Source organism: Streptomyces sp. AcH 505, from assembly GCF_000818175.1.
GTDB lineage: Bacteria > Actinomycetota > Actinomycetes > Streptomycetales > Streptomycetaceae > Streptomyces.
Genome location: NZ_JTIY01000001.1, coordinates 4,955,422 through 4,974,855, shown reverse-complemented (window position 1 = coordinate 4,974,855; position 19,434 = coordinate 4,955,422). Strand labels below are relative to the sequence as shown.

The 19,434-nt window shown below is 70.8% G+C and carries 18 protein-coding genes and 2 pseudogenes; 1 reads left to right on the top strand and 19 read right to left on the bottom strand.

The window, feature by feature from the left end; translation table 11 throughout:
* From HY68_RS22755 to pyrR, 15 genes and pseudogenes are all read right to left on the bottom strand, one after another.
* A pseudogene (locus tag HY68_RS22755) lies at positions 1 to 1,181 on the bottom strand (primosome assembly protein PriA); the annotation flags it as partial.
* A 37-nt stretch (positions 1,182 to 1,218) separates the two neighbouring features.
* A complete protein-coding gene (locus tag HY68_RS22750; RefSeq protein ID WP_041991686.1) occupies positions 1,219 to 1,518 on the bottom strand; it encodes a YciI family protein in 300 nt (99 codons plus the stop codon).
* Positions 1,519 to 1,599: 81 nt separating this feature from the next.
* A complete protein-coding gene (gene metK / locus HY68_RS22745; protein WP_041991684.1) occupies positions 1,600 to 2,808 on the bottom strand; it encodes a methionine adenosyltransferase in 1,209 nt (402 codons plus the stop codon).
* A gap of 284 nt (positions 2,809 to 3,092) precedes the next feature.
* Positions 3,093 to 4,313: a bifunctional phosphopantothenoylcysteine decarboxylase/phosphopantothenate--cysteine ligase CoaBC gene (coaBC, locus tag HY68_RS22740; RefSeq protein WP_041991683.1), complete on the bottom strand. Its 1,221-nt coding sequence runs from the start codon at positions 4,311 to 4,313 to the stop codon at positions 3,093 to 3,095.
* 101 nt (positions 4,314 to 4,414) lie between these two features.
* The gene (gene rpoZ, locus HY68_RS22735; protein WP_041991682.1) at positions 4,415 to 4,687 is read right to left on the bottom strand and encodes a DNA-directed RNA polymerase subunit omega; all 273 of its coding nucleotides are present in this window, start codon (positions 4,685 to 4,687) and stop codon (positions 4,415 to 4,417) included.
* 49 nt (positions 4,688 to 4,736) lie between these two features.
* Positions 4,737 to 5,300: a guanylate kinase gene (gene gmk, locus HY68_RS22730; RefSeq protein ID WP_041991681.1), complete on the bottom strand. Its 564-nt coding sequence runs from the start codon at positions 5,298 to 5,300 to the stop codon at positions 4,737 to 4,739.
* A gap of 38 nt (positions 5,301 to 5,338) precedes the next feature.
* Complete coding sequence (locus HY68_RS22725; RefSeq protein ID WP_040019917.1) at positions 5,339 to 5,662, bottom strand: integration host factor; 324 nt, start codon at positions 5,660 to 5,662, stop codon at positions 5,339 to 5,341.
* Positions 5,663 to 5,892: 230 nt separating this feature from the next.
* Positions 5,893 to 6,762, bottom strand: coding sequence for an orotidine-5'-phosphate decarboxylase (gene pyrF, locus HY68_RS22720; RefSeq protein ID WP_041991677.1), 870 nt, complete (start codon positions 6,760 to 6,762; stop codon positions 5,893 to 5,895).
* Positions 6,759 to 7,868 carry a quinone-dependent dihydroorotate dehydrogenase gene (locus HY68_RS22715; RefSeq protein WP_041991675.1) on the bottom strand — a complete coding sequence of 370 codons (1,110 nt, stop codon included), beginning with the start codon at positions 7,866 to 7,868 and terminating at the stop codon, positions 6,759 to 6,761. Before HY68_RS22715 ends, pyrF begins: the two co-directional genes overlap by 4 nt.
* 99 nt (positions 7,869 to 7,967) lie before the next feature.
* Entirely contained in the window at positions 7,968 to 11,282 is a 3,315-nt protein-coding gene (carB, locus tag HY68_RS22710; protein ID WP_041991673.1) for a carbamoyl-phosphate synthase large subunit, read from the bottom strand.
* Entirely contained in the window at positions 11,275 to 12,420 is a 1,146-nt protein-coding gene (gene carA / locus HY68_RS22705; RefSeq protein WP_041991672.1) for a glutamine-hydrolyzing carbamoyl-phosphate synthase small subunit, read from the bottom strand. The genes carB and carA overlap by 8 nt, the downstream gene beginning before the upstream one ends.
* Positions 12,417 to 13,019 carry a membrane protein gene (locus HY68_RS22700; protein ID WP_041991670.1) on the bottom strand — a complete coding sequence of 201 codons (603 nt, stop codon included), beginning with the start codon at positions 13,017 to 13,019 and terminating at the stop codon, positions 12,417 to 12,419. Before HY68_RS22700 ends, carA begins: the two co-directional genes overlap by 4 nt.
* On the bottom strand, positions 13,016 to 14,302 hold the full coding sequence (locus tag HY68_RS22695) for a dihydroorotase (protein ID WP_041991668.1): 1,287 nt from the start codon (positions 14,300 to 14,302) through the stop codon (positions 13,016 to 13,018). Before HY68_RS22695 ends, HY68_RS22700 begins: the two co-directional genes overlap by 4 nt.
* A 2-nt stretch (positions 14,303 to 14,304) precedes the next feature.
* On the bottom strand, positions 14,305 to 15,315 hold the full coding sequence (locus HY68_RS22690; RefSeq protein WP_041991666.1) for an aspartate carbamoyltransferase catalytic subunit: 1,011 nt from the start codon (positions 15,313 to 15,315) through the stop codon (positions 14,305 to 14,307).
* 86 nt (positions 15,316 to 15,401) lie between these two features.
* Positions 15,402 to 15,986 carry a bifunctional pyr operon transcriptional regulator/uracil phosphoribosyltransferase PyrR gene (gene pyrR, locus HY68_RS22685; protein ID WP_041991664.1) on the bottom strand — a complete coding sequence of 195 codons (585 nt, stop codon included), beginning with the start codon at positions 15,984 to 15,986 and terminating at the stop codon, positions 15,402 to 15,404.
* 196 nt (positions 15,987 to 16,182) lie between these two features.
* Between pyrR and bldD the strand changes: the two genes are divergently transcribed.
* Entirely contained in the window at positions 16,183 to 16,683 is a 501-nt protein-coding gene (bldD, locus tag HY68_RS22680) for a transcriptional regulator BldD (protein WP_041991662.1), read from the top strand.
* A 140-nt stretch (positions 16,684 to 16,823) separates the two neighbouring features.
* On the opposite strand, the gene nusB is transcribed toward bldD, so the two are convergent.
* The 4 genes and pseudogenes from nusB to HY68_RS22660 form a co-directional block, all read right to left on the bottom strand.
* Positions 16,824 to 17,252 carry a transcription antitermination factor NusB gene (gene nusB, locus HY68_RS22675; RefSeq protein WP_041991660.1) on the bottom strand — a complete coding sequence of 143 codons (429 nt, stop codon included), beginning with the start codon at positions 17,250 to 17,252 and terminating at the stop codon, positions 16,824 to 16,826.
* Positions 17,253 to 17,254: 2 nt separating this feature from the next.
* The gene (gene efp / locus HY68_RS22670; RefSeq protein WP_041991658.1) at positions 17,255 to 17,821 is read right to left on the bottom strand and encodes an elongation factor P; all 567 of its coding nucleotides are present in this window, start codon (positions 17,819 to 17,821) and stop codon (positions 17,255 to 17,257) included.
* Between the two features lie 47 nt (positions 17,822 to 17,868).
* Positions 17,869 to 18,993, bottom strand: a complete 1,125-nt coding sequence (locus HY68_RS22665) for an aminopeptidase P family protein (RefSeq protein ID WP_041991656.1) — start codon at positions 18,991 to 18,993, stop codon at positions 17,869 to 17,871.
* 77 nt (positions 18,994 to 19,070) lie between these two features.
* A pseudogene (locus tag HY68_RS22660) lies at positions 19,071 to 19,434 on the bottom strand (hypothetical protein); the annotation flags it as partial.

The following is a 19,434-nucleotide window of genomic DNA, read 5'->3' as shown; positions in this document are numbered from 1 at the left end:
CCGTCGCGGGCCAGCTCGCCGTCGCCGACGGTGCGGACCAGCGGGGCCGAGCCGCGTACCTGTTCCCGGTCGGCGCCGAGCGGCAGCGCCCAGCCCGTCTCGACCAGTTGGGCCGCCTCCACCGTGCAGCCGGTGCTGCCGAGGAGGAATCCGCATTTGTCGTGGGCCGCGCGCAGCAGCAGAACTTCGCGGGCGTGCGGCTGGGGCGCGTGCTGTTCGCTGTGGCTGCCGTCGGCGTCGTCCCAGATGGCGACGAGGCCGAGGTCGCGTACGGGGGCGAACATCGCGGCGCGGGTGCCGACGACGGCCCGGACGGCGCCGCGCCGTACGGCGAGCCATTCGCGGTAGCGCTTCTCGGGGCCCGCCTCGGCGGTGAGCAGGGCGTGCTGTCCCTCGCCGAGCTGCGTGGTGAGCGCCGCGTCGAGCCGGGCGGCGACCCGGCCGTCCCGTACGACGACGAGCGCGCCCCGGCCGGAGGACAGCGTCGCCGCTACGGCGCGGGCCAGTTCGTCGGCCCAGTGCGGTCCCGGCAGCGCCGTCCACACGGCGCGTGGCGACGCGCCGTCGGCGAGTGCGGTGAGGAACGCCGGGCCCTGGGCGTACCGCTGCCAGGTGCCGGGCTCGGGTGCTTCGGGCGGCGGCAGGGGTTCCGGGGACGGTTTGGCCTCGGCGCGGGCGTTCCTCGGCGGGATCGCGAGCTGGAGTACGTCGGCGAGGCTGCCCGCGTACCGGTCGGCGACGGCGCGGGCGAGGGTGAGCAGTTCGGTGCTGAGGACGGGTTCCGGTGAGACGACGCCGGCCAGGGCGGCGAGCGGGCCCGAGTAGTCGGAGTCGGCGCGGCGCTCGATGACGAAGCCGTCGATCAGCCGGCCGCCCTCGCGGCGCCCGCCGCGTACCTGATGGGCGCCGGCGCCGAACCTGATCCGGACCCGGACGCCCGGCTGTGCCTCGTCGGCCAGCTCCTCGGGGACCGCGTAGTCGAAGAACTGGTCGAGGTGCAGGACGCCCTTGTTGACGACGACGCGGGCGACGGGCAGCTCGGCGGCGAGGGTGGCGCCGCGCCAGGTGCGCGGTTTGGCCCGGGGGACCTTGGCGGTGCGGACGGTCTCGCGGATGAGCGCGAGCTGTTCCGCCTCGGGCTGCTGCCCGGGTTCGGTCCCCCGCTCGTCGTCGCTGCTCACGCCCCCATACCTACCAGAGAGAACTGACATCGGCCGATCAGGACCGCGGCTGCTCCCGGTACTCGGCCAGCCCGGGCGCCGTCTTGGTCGCGACGAATTCGGTGATGCGGTACGCGCAGACTCCGGCGACGGTGAACGGGTCCTCCGCGGCGAGCTGTTCGACGGCCGCCCGGTCGGTGCCGGCCGCGAGGATCACGCCTCCGTCGCGCGGGACCTTGCGCCCCGACGCGATGAGGAGCCCGGTGGCGTACCCCTTCTCCAGCCAGGCCACATGGTCGGCCATGGCGGCGTCGACGCGGTCGAGGGGCGCGGTGTAGGTCAGCTCAAGTACGAACATGGGGGAAATATATGCGGCGGCGGCAACGCGCCGGGCCCGGCCCCTCCTTGGCGGAGGAACCGGGCCCGGGGAAGAACTCCGTCAGTTGCCCGCGGCCTTGCGCAGGGCGTCCACGCGGTCCGTGCGCTCCCAGGTGAACTCGGGCAGCTCGCGGCCGAAGTGGCCGTACGCCGCGGTCTGGGCGTAGATCGGACGCAGCAGGTCGAGGTCGCGGATGATCGCGGCCGGGCGCAGGTCGAAGACCTGGCTGATGGCCTGCTCGATCTTCTCGGTGTCGACGGTGGCCGTGCCGAAGGTCTCGACGAACAGACCGACCGGCTCGGCCTTGCCGATCGCGTAGGCGACCTGGACCTCGCAGCGGGTGGCGAGGCCCGCCGCCACGACGTTCTTGGCGACCCAGCGCATCGCGTACGCGGCGGAGCGGTCGACCTTCGACGGGTCCTTGCCCGAGAAGGCGCCGCCGCCGTGGCGGGCCATGCCGCCGTAGGTGTCAATGATGATCTTGCGGCCGGTCAGGCCGGCGTCGCCCATCGGGCCGCCGATCTCGAAGCGTCCGGTCGGGTTGACCAGCAGCCGGTAGCCCTCGGTGTCCAGCTTGATGCCGTCGTCCACGAGCTGCTGCAGGACGTGCTCGACGACGAACTCGCGGATGTCGGGGGCGAGCAGCGAGTCGAGGTCGATGTCCGACGCGTGCTGCGAGGAGACGACGACGGTGTCGAGGCGGACGGCCTTGTCGCCGTCGTACTCGATGGTGACCTGCGTCTTGCCGTCGGGGCGCAGGTAGGGGATGGTGCCGTTCTTGCGGACCTCGGAGAGCCGGCGGGACAGCCGGTGCGCGAGGTTGATCGGGAGCGGCATCAGCTCGGGCGTCTCGTCGCAGGCGTAGCCGAACATCAGGCCCTGGTCGCCGGCGCCCTGCTTGTCCAGCTCGTCCTCGTCACCCTCGACGCGCTTCTCGTACGCGTCGTCGACACCCTGGGCGATGTCCGGGGACTGCGCGCCGATCGAGACGGAGACACCGCAGGAGGCGCCGTCGAAGCCCTTCTTCGAGGAGTCGTAGCCGATCTCCAGGATCTTGTCGCGCACGAGCTGGGCGATCGGGGCGTACGCCTTCGTCGTCACCTCACCGGCGACATGCACCTGGCCGGTGGTGATCAACGTCTCCACAGCGACCCGCGATGTCGGGTCCTCGCGCAGAAGCGCGTCAAGAATCGTGTCGCTGATCTGGTCAGCGATCTTGTCGGGGTGACCTTCGGTCACAGACTCCGAGGTGAAAAGACGACGGGACACAACGCTCCCTGGGGTTGCAGCGGCTGCTGGCTGATCATGGGCGGGCAGGCCGGGGGCTGCGCCCCACGACGTTCCTGGGCCAGTTTATCGGTCATACCGGGCCACAGGTCCAGGTGTCTCGGTCCGTGGGAGTTCCGTGGCGCGCGGTCCGGGCAGTGCGATACGACGATTCGGCCAGAGTACTGGGCGTTATGCCGTTTTTGTTGGCTTTCGGTCGGACCGGAGCGGCGAAATGACGGTGACTTGACCGGCGAGAAGCAATAAAGATTTCATCTCGCGTCCGTTCAGTGCCGCGTTTCGACGTCTTCGAGCCGGGGCCCGACAAGGTCCCAGACGGTGTCGGCGAGCGCTTCCTTGGGCCCGTACGGCACCGGCGTCTCCGCGCCGTCCGCCGCCAGCACCACGGCTTCGTTCGACGCGGCCCCGAAGGTCCTGCTCTCCCCCACCTCGTTGACGACCAGCAGGTCGCAGCCCTTGCGGCGCAGTTTGCGGCGGCCGTTGTCGAGGACGTCGTCGGTCTCGGCGGCGAAGCCGACGACCACCTGGCCCGGGTGCGGCCGGTCCGCCGAGATCTCCGCGAGGATGTCCGGGTTACGGACCAGGGTGAGCGGGGCGGGCTCCTCGTCGTCCTTCTTCTTGATCTTGCCTTCGGCGTAGGCCGCCGGGCGGAAGTCGGCGACGGCCGCCGCCATCACGACCGCGTCGGCGTCGGCGACGGCCTTCAGCACGGCCTCGCGCAGCTGCCGCGCCGTCCCCACATGGACGACGTCGACTCCGGCCGGGTCCGTCATCCCGGTGTTGGCCTCGATCAGGGTGACCCTGGCGCCCCTGGCCGCGGCCGTGCGGGCGAGGGCGTAGCCCTGTTTCCCCGAGGAGCGGTTGCCCAGGTAGCGCACCGGGTCCAGGGGTTCGCGGGTGCCGCCGGCGCTGACCACGACATGGCGGCCGGCGAGATCGGGCGCGGCGACGCCGCGTGCCAGCACCCGGCGGCAGATCTCGTAGATCTCCTCGGGGTCGGGCAGCCGGCCCTTGCCGGTGTCGACGCCGGTGAGCCTGCCGACGGCCGGTTCGACGACGACGGCGCCCCTGCGGCGCAGCGTGGCCACGTTCTCCTGGGTGGCGGGGTGCTCCCACATCTCCGTGTGCATGGCGGGGGCGAAGACCACCGGGCAGCGGGCGGTCAGCAGGGTGTTGGTGAGCAGGTCGTCCGCGAGTCCGTGCGCGGCCTTGGCCAGCAGGTCGGCGGTGGCGGGGGCCACGACGACGAGGTCGGCCGACTGCCCGATCCGTACGTGCGGCACCTCGTGGACCCCGGACCAGACCTGGGTGGCGACGGGGTGTCCCGACAGCGCGGACCAGGTCGCCTCACCGACGAAGTGCAGGGCGGACTCGGTCGGTACGACCTGGACGTCATGGCCGGACTCGGTGAGCCGGCGCAGCAGTTCGCACGCCTTGTAGGCGGCGATCCCGCCGGCCACTCCCAGTACGACCTTCGGCTTGTCCACCGTGTCTCCCCGCCTCGTCTTCGCTTCTCGTACCTATGACACACCACAGGCCCGGCAGTCGCGCTGCCGGGCCTGTGCTGAAAGCGTCTGTGCGGGCGGGTCTACTGGGCCGGGCCCTCGATGGCCTCGGAGGTCAGCAGTCCGGCGTTGATCTCGCGCAGGGCGATCGAGAGCGGCTTCTCGTGGACGTGCGTGTCCACCAGCGGGCCGACGTACTCAAGCAGACCCTCGCCGAGCTGCGAGTAGTACGCGTTGATCTGGCGCGCGCGCTTGGCCGCGTAGATCACGAGGCTGTACTTGGAGTCGGTGGCCTCAAGCAGCTCGTCGATCGGCGGGTTGATGATGCCCTCGGGTGGGGTGATGGAAGAGGACACTCTCTAGCCTTCCGAAGATAAATCAGGGAATTTCAGGAAACACCAATGATCATGCAACTGCCATCAAGGCTAGCAGCTCGCGCGCGACGTCCTCGACCGAGGTGTTGACCAGGGTCGTGTCGAACTCCGACTCGGCCGCCAGCTCCACCTTGGCCGCCGCCAGCCGGCGCGCGATCACCTCGGGTGCTTCGGTGCCCCGGCCGGTGAGCCGGCGTACCAACTCGTCCCAGTCCGGCGGCGCCAGGAAGATCAGCTGGGAGTCCGCCATGGAATCCCTGACCTGTCTGGCGCCCTGGAGGTCGATCTCCAGCAGTACGGGCTCCCCCGCTTCGAGCCGTTCGAGCACGGCTCTGCGGGGCGTGCCGTAGCGGTTGCCCGCGAACTCCGCCCATTCCAGCAGCTCTCCGTTGGCGACCAGCTTGTCGAACTCCTCGTCGCTGACGAAGAAGTACTGGACGCCGTGGCGCTCACCGGGGCGCGGCTTTCTTGTGGTGGCCGACACCGAGAGCCATACCTCGGGGTGGGCCTTGCGCATATGGGCGACGACCGTGCTCTTGCCGACCCCGGAAGGGCCGGAGAGCACGGTCAGCCGCGGACGTACCTCTGCTGCCATGCAGCGATTATCCAGGTTCCCGGGAGTGCCCGGGAACGTCAGGCCGGAGAGCCGCCGAACTCGCGTTCCAGGGAGGCGATCTGGTTGGAGCCGAGACCGCGCACGCGGCGGCTTTCGGAGATCCCGAGCCGCTCCATGATCTGCTTGGCGCGGACCTTGCCCACGCCGGGCAGCGACTCGAGCAGGGCGGAGACCTTCATCTTCCCGATGACGTCGTTCTCCTGACCCTGCTTGATGACGTCATGGAGGGAGGCGCCGGAGTGCTTGAGTCGATTCTTGACCTCGGCCCGCTCCCGGCGAGCCGCGGCGGCCTTTTCGAGCGCGGCTGCGCGCTGTTCAGGGGTAAGGGGCGGAAGAGCCACGCCTACGTCACCTCGGATGTCGAACTGTCGGATACGGACCGGCGAGGAAGCTGGTCGCCCCCCACCTGGTGAGCCGTGAACAACGGATTGCTCGTTGGCTCTCGACGGAGACTAGCGTTGAAGGCCGCCGGAGTCAGCGAGAACAGACGAAAAGTCCTGGTCAGCATCGCACGACCGGTACATTCCTGGCATTTCACCCCGCTTTTCTGTCCAGAACGCGCTCAACTCCCTCAACGAGCGGCGTCGACAGCCGCCTTCACCTCGTCGGTGAAGCGCTCGGCTCCGTCCCGAAGAGCCCTGATGTCCGGTCCGTACCGCAGGACGCCACGGCTCACGCTCGGCAGTACGTCGTTGATCGCGGGGCCGAACACGCCGGACAGATCGGCGGGGGTCGCGCCCTGCGCGCCGATGCCGGGAGCGAGCAGCGGTCCGTTGACGGCGAGATCGACCCGTACGTCGCCGAGCGTCGCCCCGACGACGGCTCCGACCGAGCCGAGCGGCGTCGCCCCCGCGTTCTCCGCCGCGATGTGGTCGAGGATCAGCTGCGCCACCGGACGGCCGTCGGCGGCGGTCGCCCGCTGCACCTCGGCGCCCTCCGGGTTGGACGTCAGCGCGAGGACGAAGACCCCGGCCCCGGAGATCGCCGCGGCGTCCAGGGCCGGCCGCAGGGCGCCGAAGCCGAGGTACGGCGAGACGGTCACCGCGTCGGAGAAGAGCGGCGAGTCCTTGTCGAGGTAGGTGGCCGCGTACGCCTGCATCGTCGAGCCGATGTCGCCGCGCTTCGCGTCCATGAGGACCAGCGCGCCCGCCGACCGCGCCTCGGCGACCGCCGTCTCCAGGACGGCGACACCGCGAGAGCCGAAGCGTTCGAAGAACGCGGACTGCGGTTTCAGCACGGCGACCTGACCGGCCAGCGCCTCGACCGTGGTCCTGGCGAAGCGTTCGAGCCCCGCGACGTCGTCGGCCAGGCCCCAGGCGGTCAGCAGCCCCGGGTGCGGGTCGATACCGACGCAGAGCGGTCCCCGGGTGTCCATGGCGGCCCGCAGCCGGGCGCCGAAGGGGGCGAGCGGGGTGCCGGGGGTCGCGGTGTCGGAACTCATACGGTCACCTTCCTGGTACCGGCGCCCACGGCGTCGGCGAGTGTGGCGTACGGGCTGCTCGCGAGGCGCGCGGCGAGCCCCTTGTGGACGGCGCGGCTCCAGAACGGCCCCTGGTAGATGAAGGCGCTGTAGCCCTGCACCAGGGTGGCGCCCGCCAGGATGCGCTGCCAGGCGTCCTCGGCGTTCTCCACGCCGCCGACGCCGACCAGCGTCAGCCGGTCGCCCACGCGCCCGTACAGCCGCCGCAGGACCTCCAGGGAGCGCTCCTTGAGCGGGGCGCCGGACAGGCCGCCCGTCTCGGCGACGAGGGCGGGGTCCGAGGTGAGGCCCAGACCTTCCCTGGCGATGGTGGTGTTGGTGGCGATGATGCCGTCGAGCCCGAGTTCGACGGCGAGGTCGGCGACGGCGTCGATGTCCTCGTCCGCGAGGTCGGGGGCGATCTTCACCAGCAGCGGGACCCTGCGTCCCTCGACCGTGCGGTCGGCGGCTTCCCGCACGGCGACGAGCAGCGGGCGCAGCTGGTCGACGGCCTGGAGGCTGCGCAGTCCCGGGGTGTTGGGGGACGACACGTTGACCACGAGGTAGTCGGCGTGGGCGGCGAGCCGTTCGGTGGATGTCACGTAGTCGGCGACGGCGGCGCTGTCGGGGGTGACCTTGGTCTTGCCGATGTTGACCCCGAGGGTGGTGCGGAAGACCGCCTTGCGGGCCGCCAGGCGGCGCGCCACGGCCGCCGAGCCTTCGTTGTTGAACCCCATCCGGTTGATGAGCGCGCGGTCGGCCACGAGCCGGAAGAGGCGGGTCTTGGGGTTGCCTGGCTGGGGTTCGGCGGTGACGGTGCCGATCTCGACGTGGTCGAAGCCGAGCATCGCCATCCCGTCGACGGCGACGGCGTTCTTGTCGAAGCCGGCCGCGAGCCCGAAGGGGCCGTGCATCCGCAGCCCGAGGGCCTCGGTGCGCAGTTCGGGGTGGCGCGGCGCGAGGGCGGCGGCGAGGAACGTGCGCAGGACGGGGATCCGGGCGGCGAGCCGGATCCAGCGGAAGGCGAGGTGGTGGGCGGCTTCGGCGTCCATCCGCCGGAAGGCCAGCCGGAAGAAGATGCGGTACATGGGGTGGGGTGATCCTTCGCAGTGATCCGTCGTGGACCTCATGAGGAGGTCGTGGACCTCATGAAGAGGGGGACACCTCTTCCGGTGTCCCCCTGCTGGTTACTTGTCCTCGCGTGCCGCGATCAGATGTCGGGCGTGTTCCTGGAGGGAACGGACCCCGACCCCGCCGTGGTTGAGGGCGTCGATGCCCTGGACGGCTGCGGCGAGCGCCTGGACCGTCGTGAGGCAGGGGACGCCGCGGGCCACGGCCGCCGTGCGGATCTCGTAGCCGTCGAGCCGGCCGCCGGTGCCGTAGGGGGTGTTGACGATCAGGTCGATCTCGCCGTCGTGGATGAGCTGGACGACGGTCGGCTCGCCGTTCGGCCCCTCCCCCTCGCCCAGTTTGCGGACGACGGTGGCGTTGATGCCGTTGCGCTTGAGCACCTCGGCCGTGCCGGAGGTGGCGAGCAGTTCGAAGCCGTGGGCGACGAGTTCACGCGCCGGGAAGATCATCGAGCGCTTGTCACGGTTGGCGACGGAGATGAAGGCGCGGCCCTTGGTGGGCAGCGGGCCGTAGGCGGCGGCCTGCGACTTGGCGTACGCCGTGCCGAAGACGGTGTCGATGCCCATGACCTCGCCGGTGGAGCGCATCTCAGGGCCGAGGACGGTGTCGACGCCGCGGCCGTGGATGTCGCGGAAGCGGGACCACGGCATCACGGCCTCCTTGACGGAGATCGGCGCGTCCATGGGGAGCGTGCCGCCGTCGCCCGTCGAGGGGAGCAGCCCTTCGGCGCGCAGCTCGGCGATGGTGGTGCCGAGCGAGATCCGGGCGGCGGCCTTGGCGAGCGGTACGGCGGTGGCCTTGGAGGTGAAGGGCACCGTGCGGGAGGCGCGCGGGTTGGCCTCCAGGACGTACAGGATGTCGCCGGCCAGCGCGAACTGGATGTTGATCAGTCCGCGTACGCCGACGCCCTTGGCGATGGCCTCGGTGGAGGCGCGCAGCCGCTTGATGTCGAAGCCGCCGAGCGTGATGGGCGGCAGGGCGCACGCCGAGTCGCCGGAGTGGATGCCGGCCTCCTCGATGTGTTCCATCACACCGCCGAGGTACAGCTCGGTGCCGTCGTAGAGGGCGTCCACGTCGATCTCGATGGCGTCGTCCAGGAACCGGTCGACGAGGACCGGCCGGGTGGGGCTGATCTCGGTGGACTCGGCGATGTACGTGGCGAGCCGGTCCTCGTCGTAGACGATTTCCATGCCGCGCCCGCCGAGGACGTAGCTGGGCCGGACGAGCACGGGGTAGCCGATCTCGTCCGCGATGGCCTTGGCCCCGGCGAAGGTGGTGGCCGTGCCGTGCTTGGGCGCGGGCAGCCCGGCCTCGGCGAGCACCTGGCCGAAGGCGCCGCGGTCCTCGGCTGCGTGGATCGCCTCGGGGGGTGTGCCGACGACCGGTACGCCGTTGTCCTTGAGCGACTGCGCGAGGCCGAGCGGGGTCTGGCCGCCGAGCTGGACGACGACCCCGGCGATCGGGCCCGCCAGGGACTCGGCGTGCACGATCTCCAGGACGTCCTCCAGGGTGAGCGGCTCGAAGTAGAGCCGGTCGGAGGTGTCGTAGTCGGTGGAGACGGTCTCGGGGTTGCAGTTGACCATGACGGTCTCGTAGCCGGCGGCGCTGAGCGCGAACGAGGCGTGGACGCACGAGTAGTCGAACTCGATGCCCTGGCCGATCCGGTTGGGACCCGACCCGAGGATGATCACCGCGGCCTTCTCGCGCGGCGCGACCTCGCTCTCCTCGTCGTAGGAGGAGTAGAAGTACGGGGTCTTCGCGGCGAACTCGGCGGCGCAGGTGTCCACGGTCTTGTAGACCGGCCGGACGCCGAGCGCGTGCCTGACCTCGCGTACGACGTCCTCGCGCAGCCCGCGGATCGCACCGATCTGGGCGTCGGAGAAGCCGTGCCGCTTCGACTCCGCGAGCAGTTCCTGGGACAGCTCCGCGGCGCCGGCCAGGTCGTCGGCGTACTCCTTGATCAGGAACAGCTGGTCGACGAACCACGGGTCGATCTTCGTCGCTTCGAAGATCTCTTCGGGGGTGGCGCCCGCCCTGATGGCCTGCATGACGGTGTTGATCCGGCCGTCGGTGGGGACGGCGGCGGTACGCAGCAGCCCGGCCTTGTCACCGGGGTCGCCGGTGAAGGCGAACTGGCTGCCGGCCTTCTCCAGGGAGCGCAGCGCCTTCTGCAGGGCCTCGGTGAAGTTACGGCCGATGGCCATGGCCTCGCCGACGGACTTCATGGTGGTGGTGAGGGTCGCGTCGGCTGCGGGGAACTTCTCGAAGGCGAAGCGCGGCACCTTGACCACGACGTAGTCGAGCGTGGGCTCGAAGGACGCCGGGGTCTTCTCGGTGATGTCGTTGGGGATCTCGTCCAGCGTGTAGCCGACGGCGAGCCTGGCGGCGATCTTGGCGATCGGGAACCCGGTGGCCTTGGAGGCGAGGGCCGAGGAGCGGGAGACGCGCGGGTTCATCTCGATGACGATGATCCGGCCGTCGTCGGGGTTGACGGCGAACTGGATGTTGCAGCCGCCGGTGTCCACGCCGACCTCGCGGATGATCGCGATGCCGACGTCCCGCAGGGTCTGGTACTCCCGGTCGGTGAGCGTCATGGCGGGCGCGACGGTGATCGAGTCGCCGGTGTGCACGCCCATCGGGTCGAAGTTCTCGATGGAGCAGACGACCACGACGTTGTCGTTCCGGTCGCGCATCAGCTCCAGCTCGTACTCCTTCCAGCCGAGGATCGACTCCTCCAGGAGGACCTCGGTGGTCGGCGAGAGGGTGAGGCCCTGGCCGGCGATCCGGCGCAGCTCGTCCTCGTCGTGCGCGAAGCCGGAGCCCGCGCCGCCCATGGTGAAGGAGGGCCGGACGACGACGGGGTAGCCGCCGAGCGTCTCGACGCCGGCGAGCACGTCGTCCATCGAGTGGCAGATGACCGAGCGCGCCGACTCGCCGTGGCCGATCTTGGCCCGTACGGCCTCGACGACGCCCTTGAACAGCTGGCGGTCCTCGCCCTTGTTGATGGCCTCGACGTTGGCGCCGATCAGCTCGACGCCGTACTTCGCGAGGACACCCTGCTCGTGCATGGAGATCGCGGTGTTCAGCGCGGTCTGGCCGCCCAGCGTGGGCAGCAGCGCGTCGGGCCGCTCCTTGGCGATGATCTTCTCGACGAACTCGGGGGTGATCGGCTCGACGTACGTGGCGTCGGCGATCTCCGGGTCCGTCATGATCGTGGCGGGGTTGGAGTTGACGAGGATGACCCGCAGGCCCTCGGCCTTCAGGACCCGGCACGCCTGGGTGCCGGAGTAGTCGAACTCAGCTGCCTGGCCGATGACGATCGGTCCTGAACCGATGACCAGGACGGACTGGATATCGGTGCGCTTAGGCACGCTGGTCCTCCATCAGGGATGTGAAGCGGTCGAAGAGGTACGCGGCGTCGTGCGGGCCCGCGGCCGCCTCGGGGTGGTACTGGACGCTGAAGACCGGCCGGTCGAGCAGCCGCAGCCCCTCGACCACGTTGTCGTTGAGGCAGACGTGCGAGACCTCGGCGCGGCCGTAGGGGGTCTCGGAGACCTGGTCCAGCGGGGCGTCGACGGCGAAGCCGTGGTTGTGCGCCGTGACCTCGACCTTGCCGGTCGTCCGGTCCTGGACGGGCTGGTTGATGCCGCGGTGGCCGTACTTGAGCTTGTACGTGCCGAAGCCGAGCGCCCGGCCGAGCAGCTGGTTGCCGAAGCAGATGCCGAACAGGGGCGTGCCGCGCTCCAGGACGCCCTTGACGACGGTGAGGTCGGCGGTGGCGGGGTCGCCGGGCCCGTTGGCGAGGAACACGCCGTCGGGCGCTGTCGCGTAGACCTCGTCGAGCGTGGCGGTCGCGGGCAGGACGTGCACCTCGATGCCGCGCTCGGCCATCCGGTGCGGGGTCATGCCCTTGATGCCGAGGTCGAGCGCCGCGACGGTGAAGCGCTTGGTGCCGATGGCCGGGACGACGTACGTCTCGGCGGTGGTGACCTCGGCGGACAGGTCGGCGCCCGTCATCTCGGGCGCCTGCCGCACCCGGTCGAGCAGCGTGGCCTCGTCGGCGAGCGCGTCGCCGGAGAAGATACCGACCCGCATGGCGCCGCGCTCGCGCAGATGGCGGGTGAGGGCGCGGGTGTCGATGCCGCTGATGCCGACGACGCCCTGGGCGACGAGTTCGTCGTCGAGGGAGCGCTGCGAGCGCCAGTTGGACGGCACGCGCGCGGGGTCGCGTACGACGTAGCCGGAGACCCAGATCCGCCGGGACTCCGGGTCCTCGTCGTTGACGCCGGTGTTGCCGACGTGCGGGGCGGTCATCACGACGACCTGGCGGTGGTACGAGGGGTCGGTGAGGGTTTCCTGGTAGCCGGACATGCCGGTGGAGAACACGGCTTCGCCGAAGGTCTCGCCGACCGCTCCGTAGGCGCGGCCGCGGAAGCTGCGGCCGTCCTCCAGGACGAGTACGGCGGCAGACGCCTTCTCACGGGCTGTTCCCCGGGGGGAGGTCGTCATGATGCGCCTTCCGTGGTGGTGCTGGACGTGGGGCTCGTGGTGGAGTGGTTCATGGAGTTGATCGCCTCGACCCAGTCGGCGTGCTCGGCCGACCGGTCGGAGCGGAAGCCGGAGTCGAGCAGCTTGTCGCCGTGCTGCCAGGTGACGATCAGCAGGCCGCCCTCGGTGAGGACCTTGCCGGCGATGCCCTTGTCGAGCCGCGCCTCGCGCAGCTGGGCGGCGGGCACGAAGAAGTCGTTCGCGCCGGGGCGTACGACGTCGAGGCCTGCGTCGGTGAGGGTCAGCTCGACCCGGCTGCGGGTGCCGAGGCCGTGGGCGACGACGCGGTCGAGCCACTGTCCTGCCGTGGTCGAGCCGTGGTAGCGGCCGGTCAGCTCCAGCTTCGCCGTACCGCTCCGCTCGGGCAGCGGGTGCAGCTCCGGCACGTCGGACTGGAGGGTGCCGCGCCACTTCCAGCCCTGGCGCATCAGCCAGTACACGAGCGCGATGAAGATCAGCAGCCCGACGACCCAGCCGATCCGGGCGGACCAGTCGGTCACGTCCGCCGATTTCTGCTCGGCGGCGAGCGGCAGCAGCCGCAGGGGGTTCGCAGTTGTCACGCCAGATTCCCGTCGACGACCGTGGCCTTGCCCCGCAGGAAGGTGTGGGTGACGCGCCCCGGCAGCTCACGGCCCGCGTAGGGGCTGTTACGGCTGCGGGAGGCGAAGTCCGCGGGGTCCACGACACCACGGTAAGCGGGATCGACCAGGGTGAGGTTGGCGGGCTCGCCGACGGCGACCGGGCGGCCGTGCCCCGCGAGCCTGCCGATCGCGGCCGGGCGGAAGGACATCCGGTCGGCGACGCCCGCCCAGTCGATGAGGCCGGTGTCGACCATCGTCTCCTGGACCACCGACAGCGCCGTCTCCAGGCCGACCATGCCCATGGCGGCCGCGGCCCACTCGCAGTCCTTGTCCTCGTGCGGGTGCGGCGCGTGGTCGGTGGCGACACAGTCGATGGTGCCGTCGGCGAGCGCCTCGCGCAGCGCCATCACGTCGGCGTCGGTGCGCAGCGGCGGGTTCACCTTGTAGACGGGGTTGTACGACCGTACGAGCTCGTCGGTGAGCAGCAGGTGGTGCGGGGTGACCTCGGCGGTCACGTTCCAGCCCTTGGACTTGGCCCAGCGGACGAGGTCGACGGAGCCCGCCGTGGAGAGGTGGCAGATGTGGACACGTGAGCCCACGTGGGCGGCGAGGAGGACGTCGCGGGCGATGATCGACTCCTCGGCCACGGCCGGCCAGCCGCCGAGGCCCAGCTCGGACGAGACGACGCCCTCGTTCATCTGGGCGCCCTCGGTGAGCCTGGGCTCCTGGGCGTGCTGGGCGACGACGCCGTCGAACGCCTTCACGTACTCCAGCGCGCGGCGCATGATCACGGCGTCGTCCACGCACTTGCCGTCGTCGGAGAAGACCCGCACCCCGGCCGCCGAGTCGTGCATGGCGCCCAGCTCGGCGAGCTGCTTGCCCTCCAGGCCTACGGTGACGGCGCCGACGGGCTGCACGTCGCAGTAGCCGGACTCCTTGCCGAGCCGCCAGACCTGCTCCACGACGCCCGCGGTGTCCGCGACGGGGAATGTGTTGGCCATGGCGTGTACGGCCGTGAAACCGCCGACAGCGGCCGCCCTCGTACCGGTGAGGACGGTCTCCGAGTCCTCGCGGCCGGGCTCGCGCAGATGGGTGTGCAGGTCGACCAGGCCCGGCAGCAGGATCTTGCCGCCCGCCTCGACGACCGTCGCGCCCTCGGCCTCGACCGCGGTGTCCACGGCGGCGACGCTCTCGCCGTCGATCAGGACGTCCCGTACCTCGCCGCCGAGCACCTTCGCGCCCCGGATCAGGATCTTGCTCATGGTTACTTGTTCTCCTCGGTGCGCGCGTGGCTGACGGCGGGCTCGTTGCCGCCCAGCAGCAGGTAGAGCACGGCCATCCGGATCGAGACGCCGTTGGCGACCTGTTCGACGGCGGTGCAGCGGTCGGAGTCGGCGACCTCGGCGGTGATCTCCATGCCGCGGTTCATCGGCCCGGGGTGCATCACGACGGACTTCTCCGGCATCCGGGCCATCCGCTCGCCGTCGAGGCCGTAGCGGCGGGAGTACTCACGCTCGGTGGGGAAGTAGGCGGCGTTCATCCGCTCGCGCTGGACGCGCAGCATCATCACGGCGTCCGAAGCGGGCAGCACCTCGTCCAGGCTGTAGCTGACCTCGCAGGGCCACTCCTCGACGCCGATCGGCACGAGCGTGGGCGGGGCGACCAGCGTGACCTGCGCGCCGAGTGTGTGCAGCAGCAGCACGTTGGAGCGCGCTACCCGGCTGTGCAGGATGTCGCCGACGATCGTGACCCTGCGGCCCGCGAGGTCGGCGCCGATGCCGGCGTCCGCGCCGACCAGCCTGCGGCGCAGGGTGAAGGCGTCGAGGAGCGCCTGGGTGGGGTGTTCGTGGGTGCCGTCGCCCGCGTTGACGACGACACCGTCGATCCAGCCGGAGGTGGCGAGCCGGTACGGGGCTCCGGACGACGGGTGCCTGATGATCACGGCGTCGGCGCCCATCGCCTCCAGGGTGAGGGCGGTGTCCTTCAGCGACTCGCCCTTGGAGACCGACGAGCCCTTCGCGGAGAAGTTGATGACGTCGGCGGACAGCCGTTTGGCGGCGGCCTCGAAGGAGATCCGGGTGCGGGTGGAGTCCTCGAAGAACAGGTTGACGACGGTGCGGCCGCGCAGCGTCGGCAGCTTCTTGATGGGCCGGTCGGCGACGCGCGCCATCTCCTCGGCGGTGTCGAGGATCAGTACGGCGTCGTCGCGGGTGAGGTCGGCCGCTGAGATCAGATGGCCGGGGGTACGGGGGCTTGCTCCTGGCAGACGCAGCATCTGGGTGTGCTCCGGTGGGTCTAGTGAGGGCGTGCGGGCGCGCTTGCGCAGCCGTACGGGACTGGCGGCGTACGAAGCGGCTGCCGCTACCGCTCGTCGGAGGCGGCGGGCTGGCGCAGACCGAGCAGGACCGTGTCGCGGCCGTCCTCCTCGGCGAGCTGGACCTTGACCGTCTCGCGCAGCGACGTGGGGAGGTTCTTGCCGACGTAGTCCGCGCGGATCGGCAGCTCCCGGTGGCCGCGGTCGACGAGGACGGCGAGCTGGACGGCGCGGGGCCGGCCGATGTCGCCGAGGGCGTCGAGGGCGGCGCGGATGGTGCGGCCCGAGAAGAGCACGTCGTCGACGAGGACGACGAGCCGGCCGTCGACGCCGTCCGCCGGGATGTCGGTGCGGGCGAGCGCGCGGGCGGGCCGCAGGCGCAGGTCGTCGCGGTACATGGTGATGTCGAGCGAGCCGACCGGGATGGCTCGTCCGGTGATCTCTTCGAGCTTGTCGGCCAGCCGGCGGGCCAGGAAAACACCGCGGGTCGGGATGCCGAGCAGGACCACGTCGTCGGCGCCCTTGGCGCGTTCGACGATCTCGTGGGCGATACGGGTCAGGACCCGTGCGATGTCGGGCGCCTCCAGAACGGGGCGCGGGCCATCAGGACTGATCGAGCTGTCTGTCTCCATAAGAAACGGACCTCCTTCTCCGCCTCACGGGACGGTTTTTAAAGGACGTCTGGATTGCGCCATCCACGGTAGCAGGAGTGTCCGGAGCGCCTGGTGTCGCCCCTGGCGGGAGGGGTTGCGGAGCCCCCGGCTTGACGCATCCAAGTAACGCTGCGTAACCTCACAGTGAGTTACCAGACTTCGTCCGGGGAGCTATATGTCCAGCGAATACGCAAAGCAGCTCGGGGCCAAACTCCGCGCCATCCGCACCCAGCAGGGCCTCTCGCTCCATGGCGTTGAGGAGAAGTCGCAGGGCCGCTGGAAGGCCGTCGTCGTCGGTTCGTACGAGCGCGGCGACCGTGCCGTGACCGTGCAGCGGCTCGCCGAGTTGGCTGATTTCTACGGGGTCCCGGTGCAGGAGCTCCTTCCCGGCACGACGCCCGGCGGCGCCGCCGAGCCGCCGCCGAAGCTCGTCCTGGACCTGGAGCGCCTCGCCCACGTACCGCAGGAGAAGGCCGGCCCGCTGCAGCGCTACGCGGCGACGATCCAGAGCCAGCGCGGCGACTACAACGGCAAGGTGCTGTCGATCCGCCAGGACGACCTGCGCACGCTGGCCGTCATCTACGACCAGTCGCCCTCGGTCCTGACCGAGCAGCTCATCAGCTGGGGTGTGCTGGACGCGGACGCGCGCCGCGCCGTCGCCCACGAGGAGGTCTGAGCGCGCGTAAGGCGCGCACCAGCAGAAACGTCACCTCCGGAGGGCGGGCCCGGCAGTACGGGGGCCGCCCTCCGGTGCGTGTGGCGTGCGGGGCGTGGACGGCGGTGTGCCGGGCCGTGCCCCGCCCCGTCGGCCAGGTCCTAGACGCGGCGCAGGCTCGGCTTGAGGTCCTTGAACCGGCCGAGCAGGCCGTTCACGAACGACGGCGAGTCGTCGGTGGAGAATTCCTTGGCGAGCTGTACCGCCTCGTCGATCACCACGGCGTCCGGTGTCTCGTCCACCCACACCAGTTCGTAGGCGCCGAGCCGCACGATGTTCCGGTCGACCACCGGCATCCGGTCGAGGGTCCAGCCGACCGCGTAGGTGGCGATGAGGTCGTCGATGCGGTCCGCGTACTCCGCGTACCCCTCGACCAGCTCCATGGTGTACTCGCCGACCGGCGGCTGGCGGTCGTCGGTCCGGGCATGCCGTATCCAGTCCGCGAGGACCGTCTGCACGGACGCCCCGCGCTGGTCGGCCTCGAAGAGGATCTGGAAGGCACGCTTGCGGGCCTTGTTCCGGGCAGCCACGGTTAGCTGTTCACCCGGCCGAGGTACTCGCCTGAGCGCGTGTCGACCTTGATCTTCTCGCCGGTCGTGATGAAGAGCGGCACACCGATCTCGTAACCGGTCTCCAGCTTGGCCGGCTTGGAGCCGCCGGTGGAACGGTCGCCCTGCACGCCGGGGTCGGTGTGCTCGATGACCAGCTCGACGGCCGCGGGCAGCTCGACGTAGAGGGCGTTGCCCTCGTACATCGCGACCGTGGCCTCGAACCCCTCCAGCAGGAAGTTGGCGGCGTCGCCGACGACCTCCCTGCTGATGTGGATCTGCTCGTAGGTGCCCATGTCCATGAAGACGAAGTACTCGCCGTCCATGTACGAGAACTGCATGTCGCGGCGGTCGACTACGGCGGTCTCGACCTTCACGCCTGCGTTGAAGGTCTTGTCGACGACCTTGCCGGAGAGCACGTTCTTCAGCTTGGTGCGCACAAAGGCCGGGCCCTTGCCCGGCTTGACGTGCTGGAACTCGACGACGGACCAGAGCTGGCCCGAGTCGAGCTTGAGAACCATGCCGTTCTTGAGGTCGTTCGTGGAAGCCACGGTTGCGGAATCTCCTGGACTGATGCTGGTGGGACCACGGGTGCGCGCTAGAGCGCGAGCAGCTCCTTGGTCGTGATGGTGAGTAGCTCGGGTCCGCCGTCCGCTTCGGGGCGGACGACGAGCGTGTCAGCGATCCGGACACCGCCCCGGCCCGGAAGGTGGACCCCCGGTCCTACGGTGACAGGCACGCAAGCGTCCAGTTTACCCATGGCGGCGGGGGCCAACTGCGGGTCCTCGTCATTTTCGAGCCCCACACCGTGCCCGACGCGGGCGCCGAGCCCCTCCGCGTACCCCGCCGCCGCCAGCGGCTGACGGGCGGCGTGGTCCACGTCCCGGTAGCCGACTCCGGGCAGCAGCCCCTCCCGACCTGCCCGTTGTGCCGCGAAGACCAGCTCGTACAGCTCGACCTGCCAGTCGGCGGGGGACGTTCCGATGACGAACGTACGGGCGATGCCGCACCGGTATCCGCGGTATTCGGCGCCGAGCCCCACGGTGAGAAAATCGCCCTCCTCGACCCGCCGGTCCGACGGACGGTGCGCCTCACGGCCCGAGTTGGGGCCGGTGGCGACGGAGGTCGGGAACGCGGGGCCCTCGGCGCCGTGGTCGATCAGCCGGCGTTCCAGTTCCAGCGCGAGATGGCGTTCGGTGCGGCCCACGAGGATCGACTCCAGCAGTTCGCCCAGGGCCTGGTCGGCGATCTCGGCGGCGATCCGCAGACAGCCGATCTCCTCCTCGTCCTTGACGATGCGCTGCTGCTCCACCGCGCAGCCGAGGTCGGTCAGCCGCAGCCCGGGGGCGACGGAGCCGAGGGCCCGGTGCCGGGCGACGGTCAGATGGTGCTCCTCGACGGCGAGCGGTCCCGCCGTCCGGTCCGCGCCGTCGGCGGCGAGTGCGCCGACGGCGGCGATCGCCGGGTCACCGTCGCCCGACGGGAGGACCGACAGCCGCAGAGCGCTGTCCGGACGGCCCTCGGCGGGGTCGCCGGCCGGGGTACGGGGGCACAGCAGCAGGTCGTCGTCGGGCCGTCCGCCGAGCAGCAGCACGGCGCCGGGCGGCGCGCCGCCCGCGAGATAGCGGACGTTGGCCGGCCGGGAGACCAGGGCGGCGCCGCTCCCTGCCGCTGAGCATCGCTCGCGCAGCCGCGCGCGGCGGTCCGCATACACCTCTGCCATGTCCCGAGCGTATGAGCGGTCGCGGCGACCGGCCGGTTCAGCGCGTCCGACCGGGGTGCCGCCGCGCGGCACGGGGGCTACCAGGCGGGCGGGGAGGCTATGGAGCGGGCGAGTACGTCGTCCAGCAGCCTGGCCGTGGTCTCCACGTCGAGCGTCGTGTTGTCGATGATCGGCAGCCCGGAGCCGTACCAGCCCGCCATCCGGCCGTGGATACCGGCGACCTCCTCGTCGGAGAGCCGCCGGTTGCCGCTGCGGGCCGCGTTGCGCTCCAGGACCGCTTCGAGCCCCGGGAGCAGCACGACGGGCAGCAGCCCGGGGCCGACGTGCCGCTTCCAGCCGCCGAGGCCGACGGCCGGGCGGTCGGGGAAGACGGCGTCGTCCAGGATGCAGGAAATGCCGTTGGCGAGGAAGTTACGGGCGGCGAAGCCGCAGGTGCGGCGG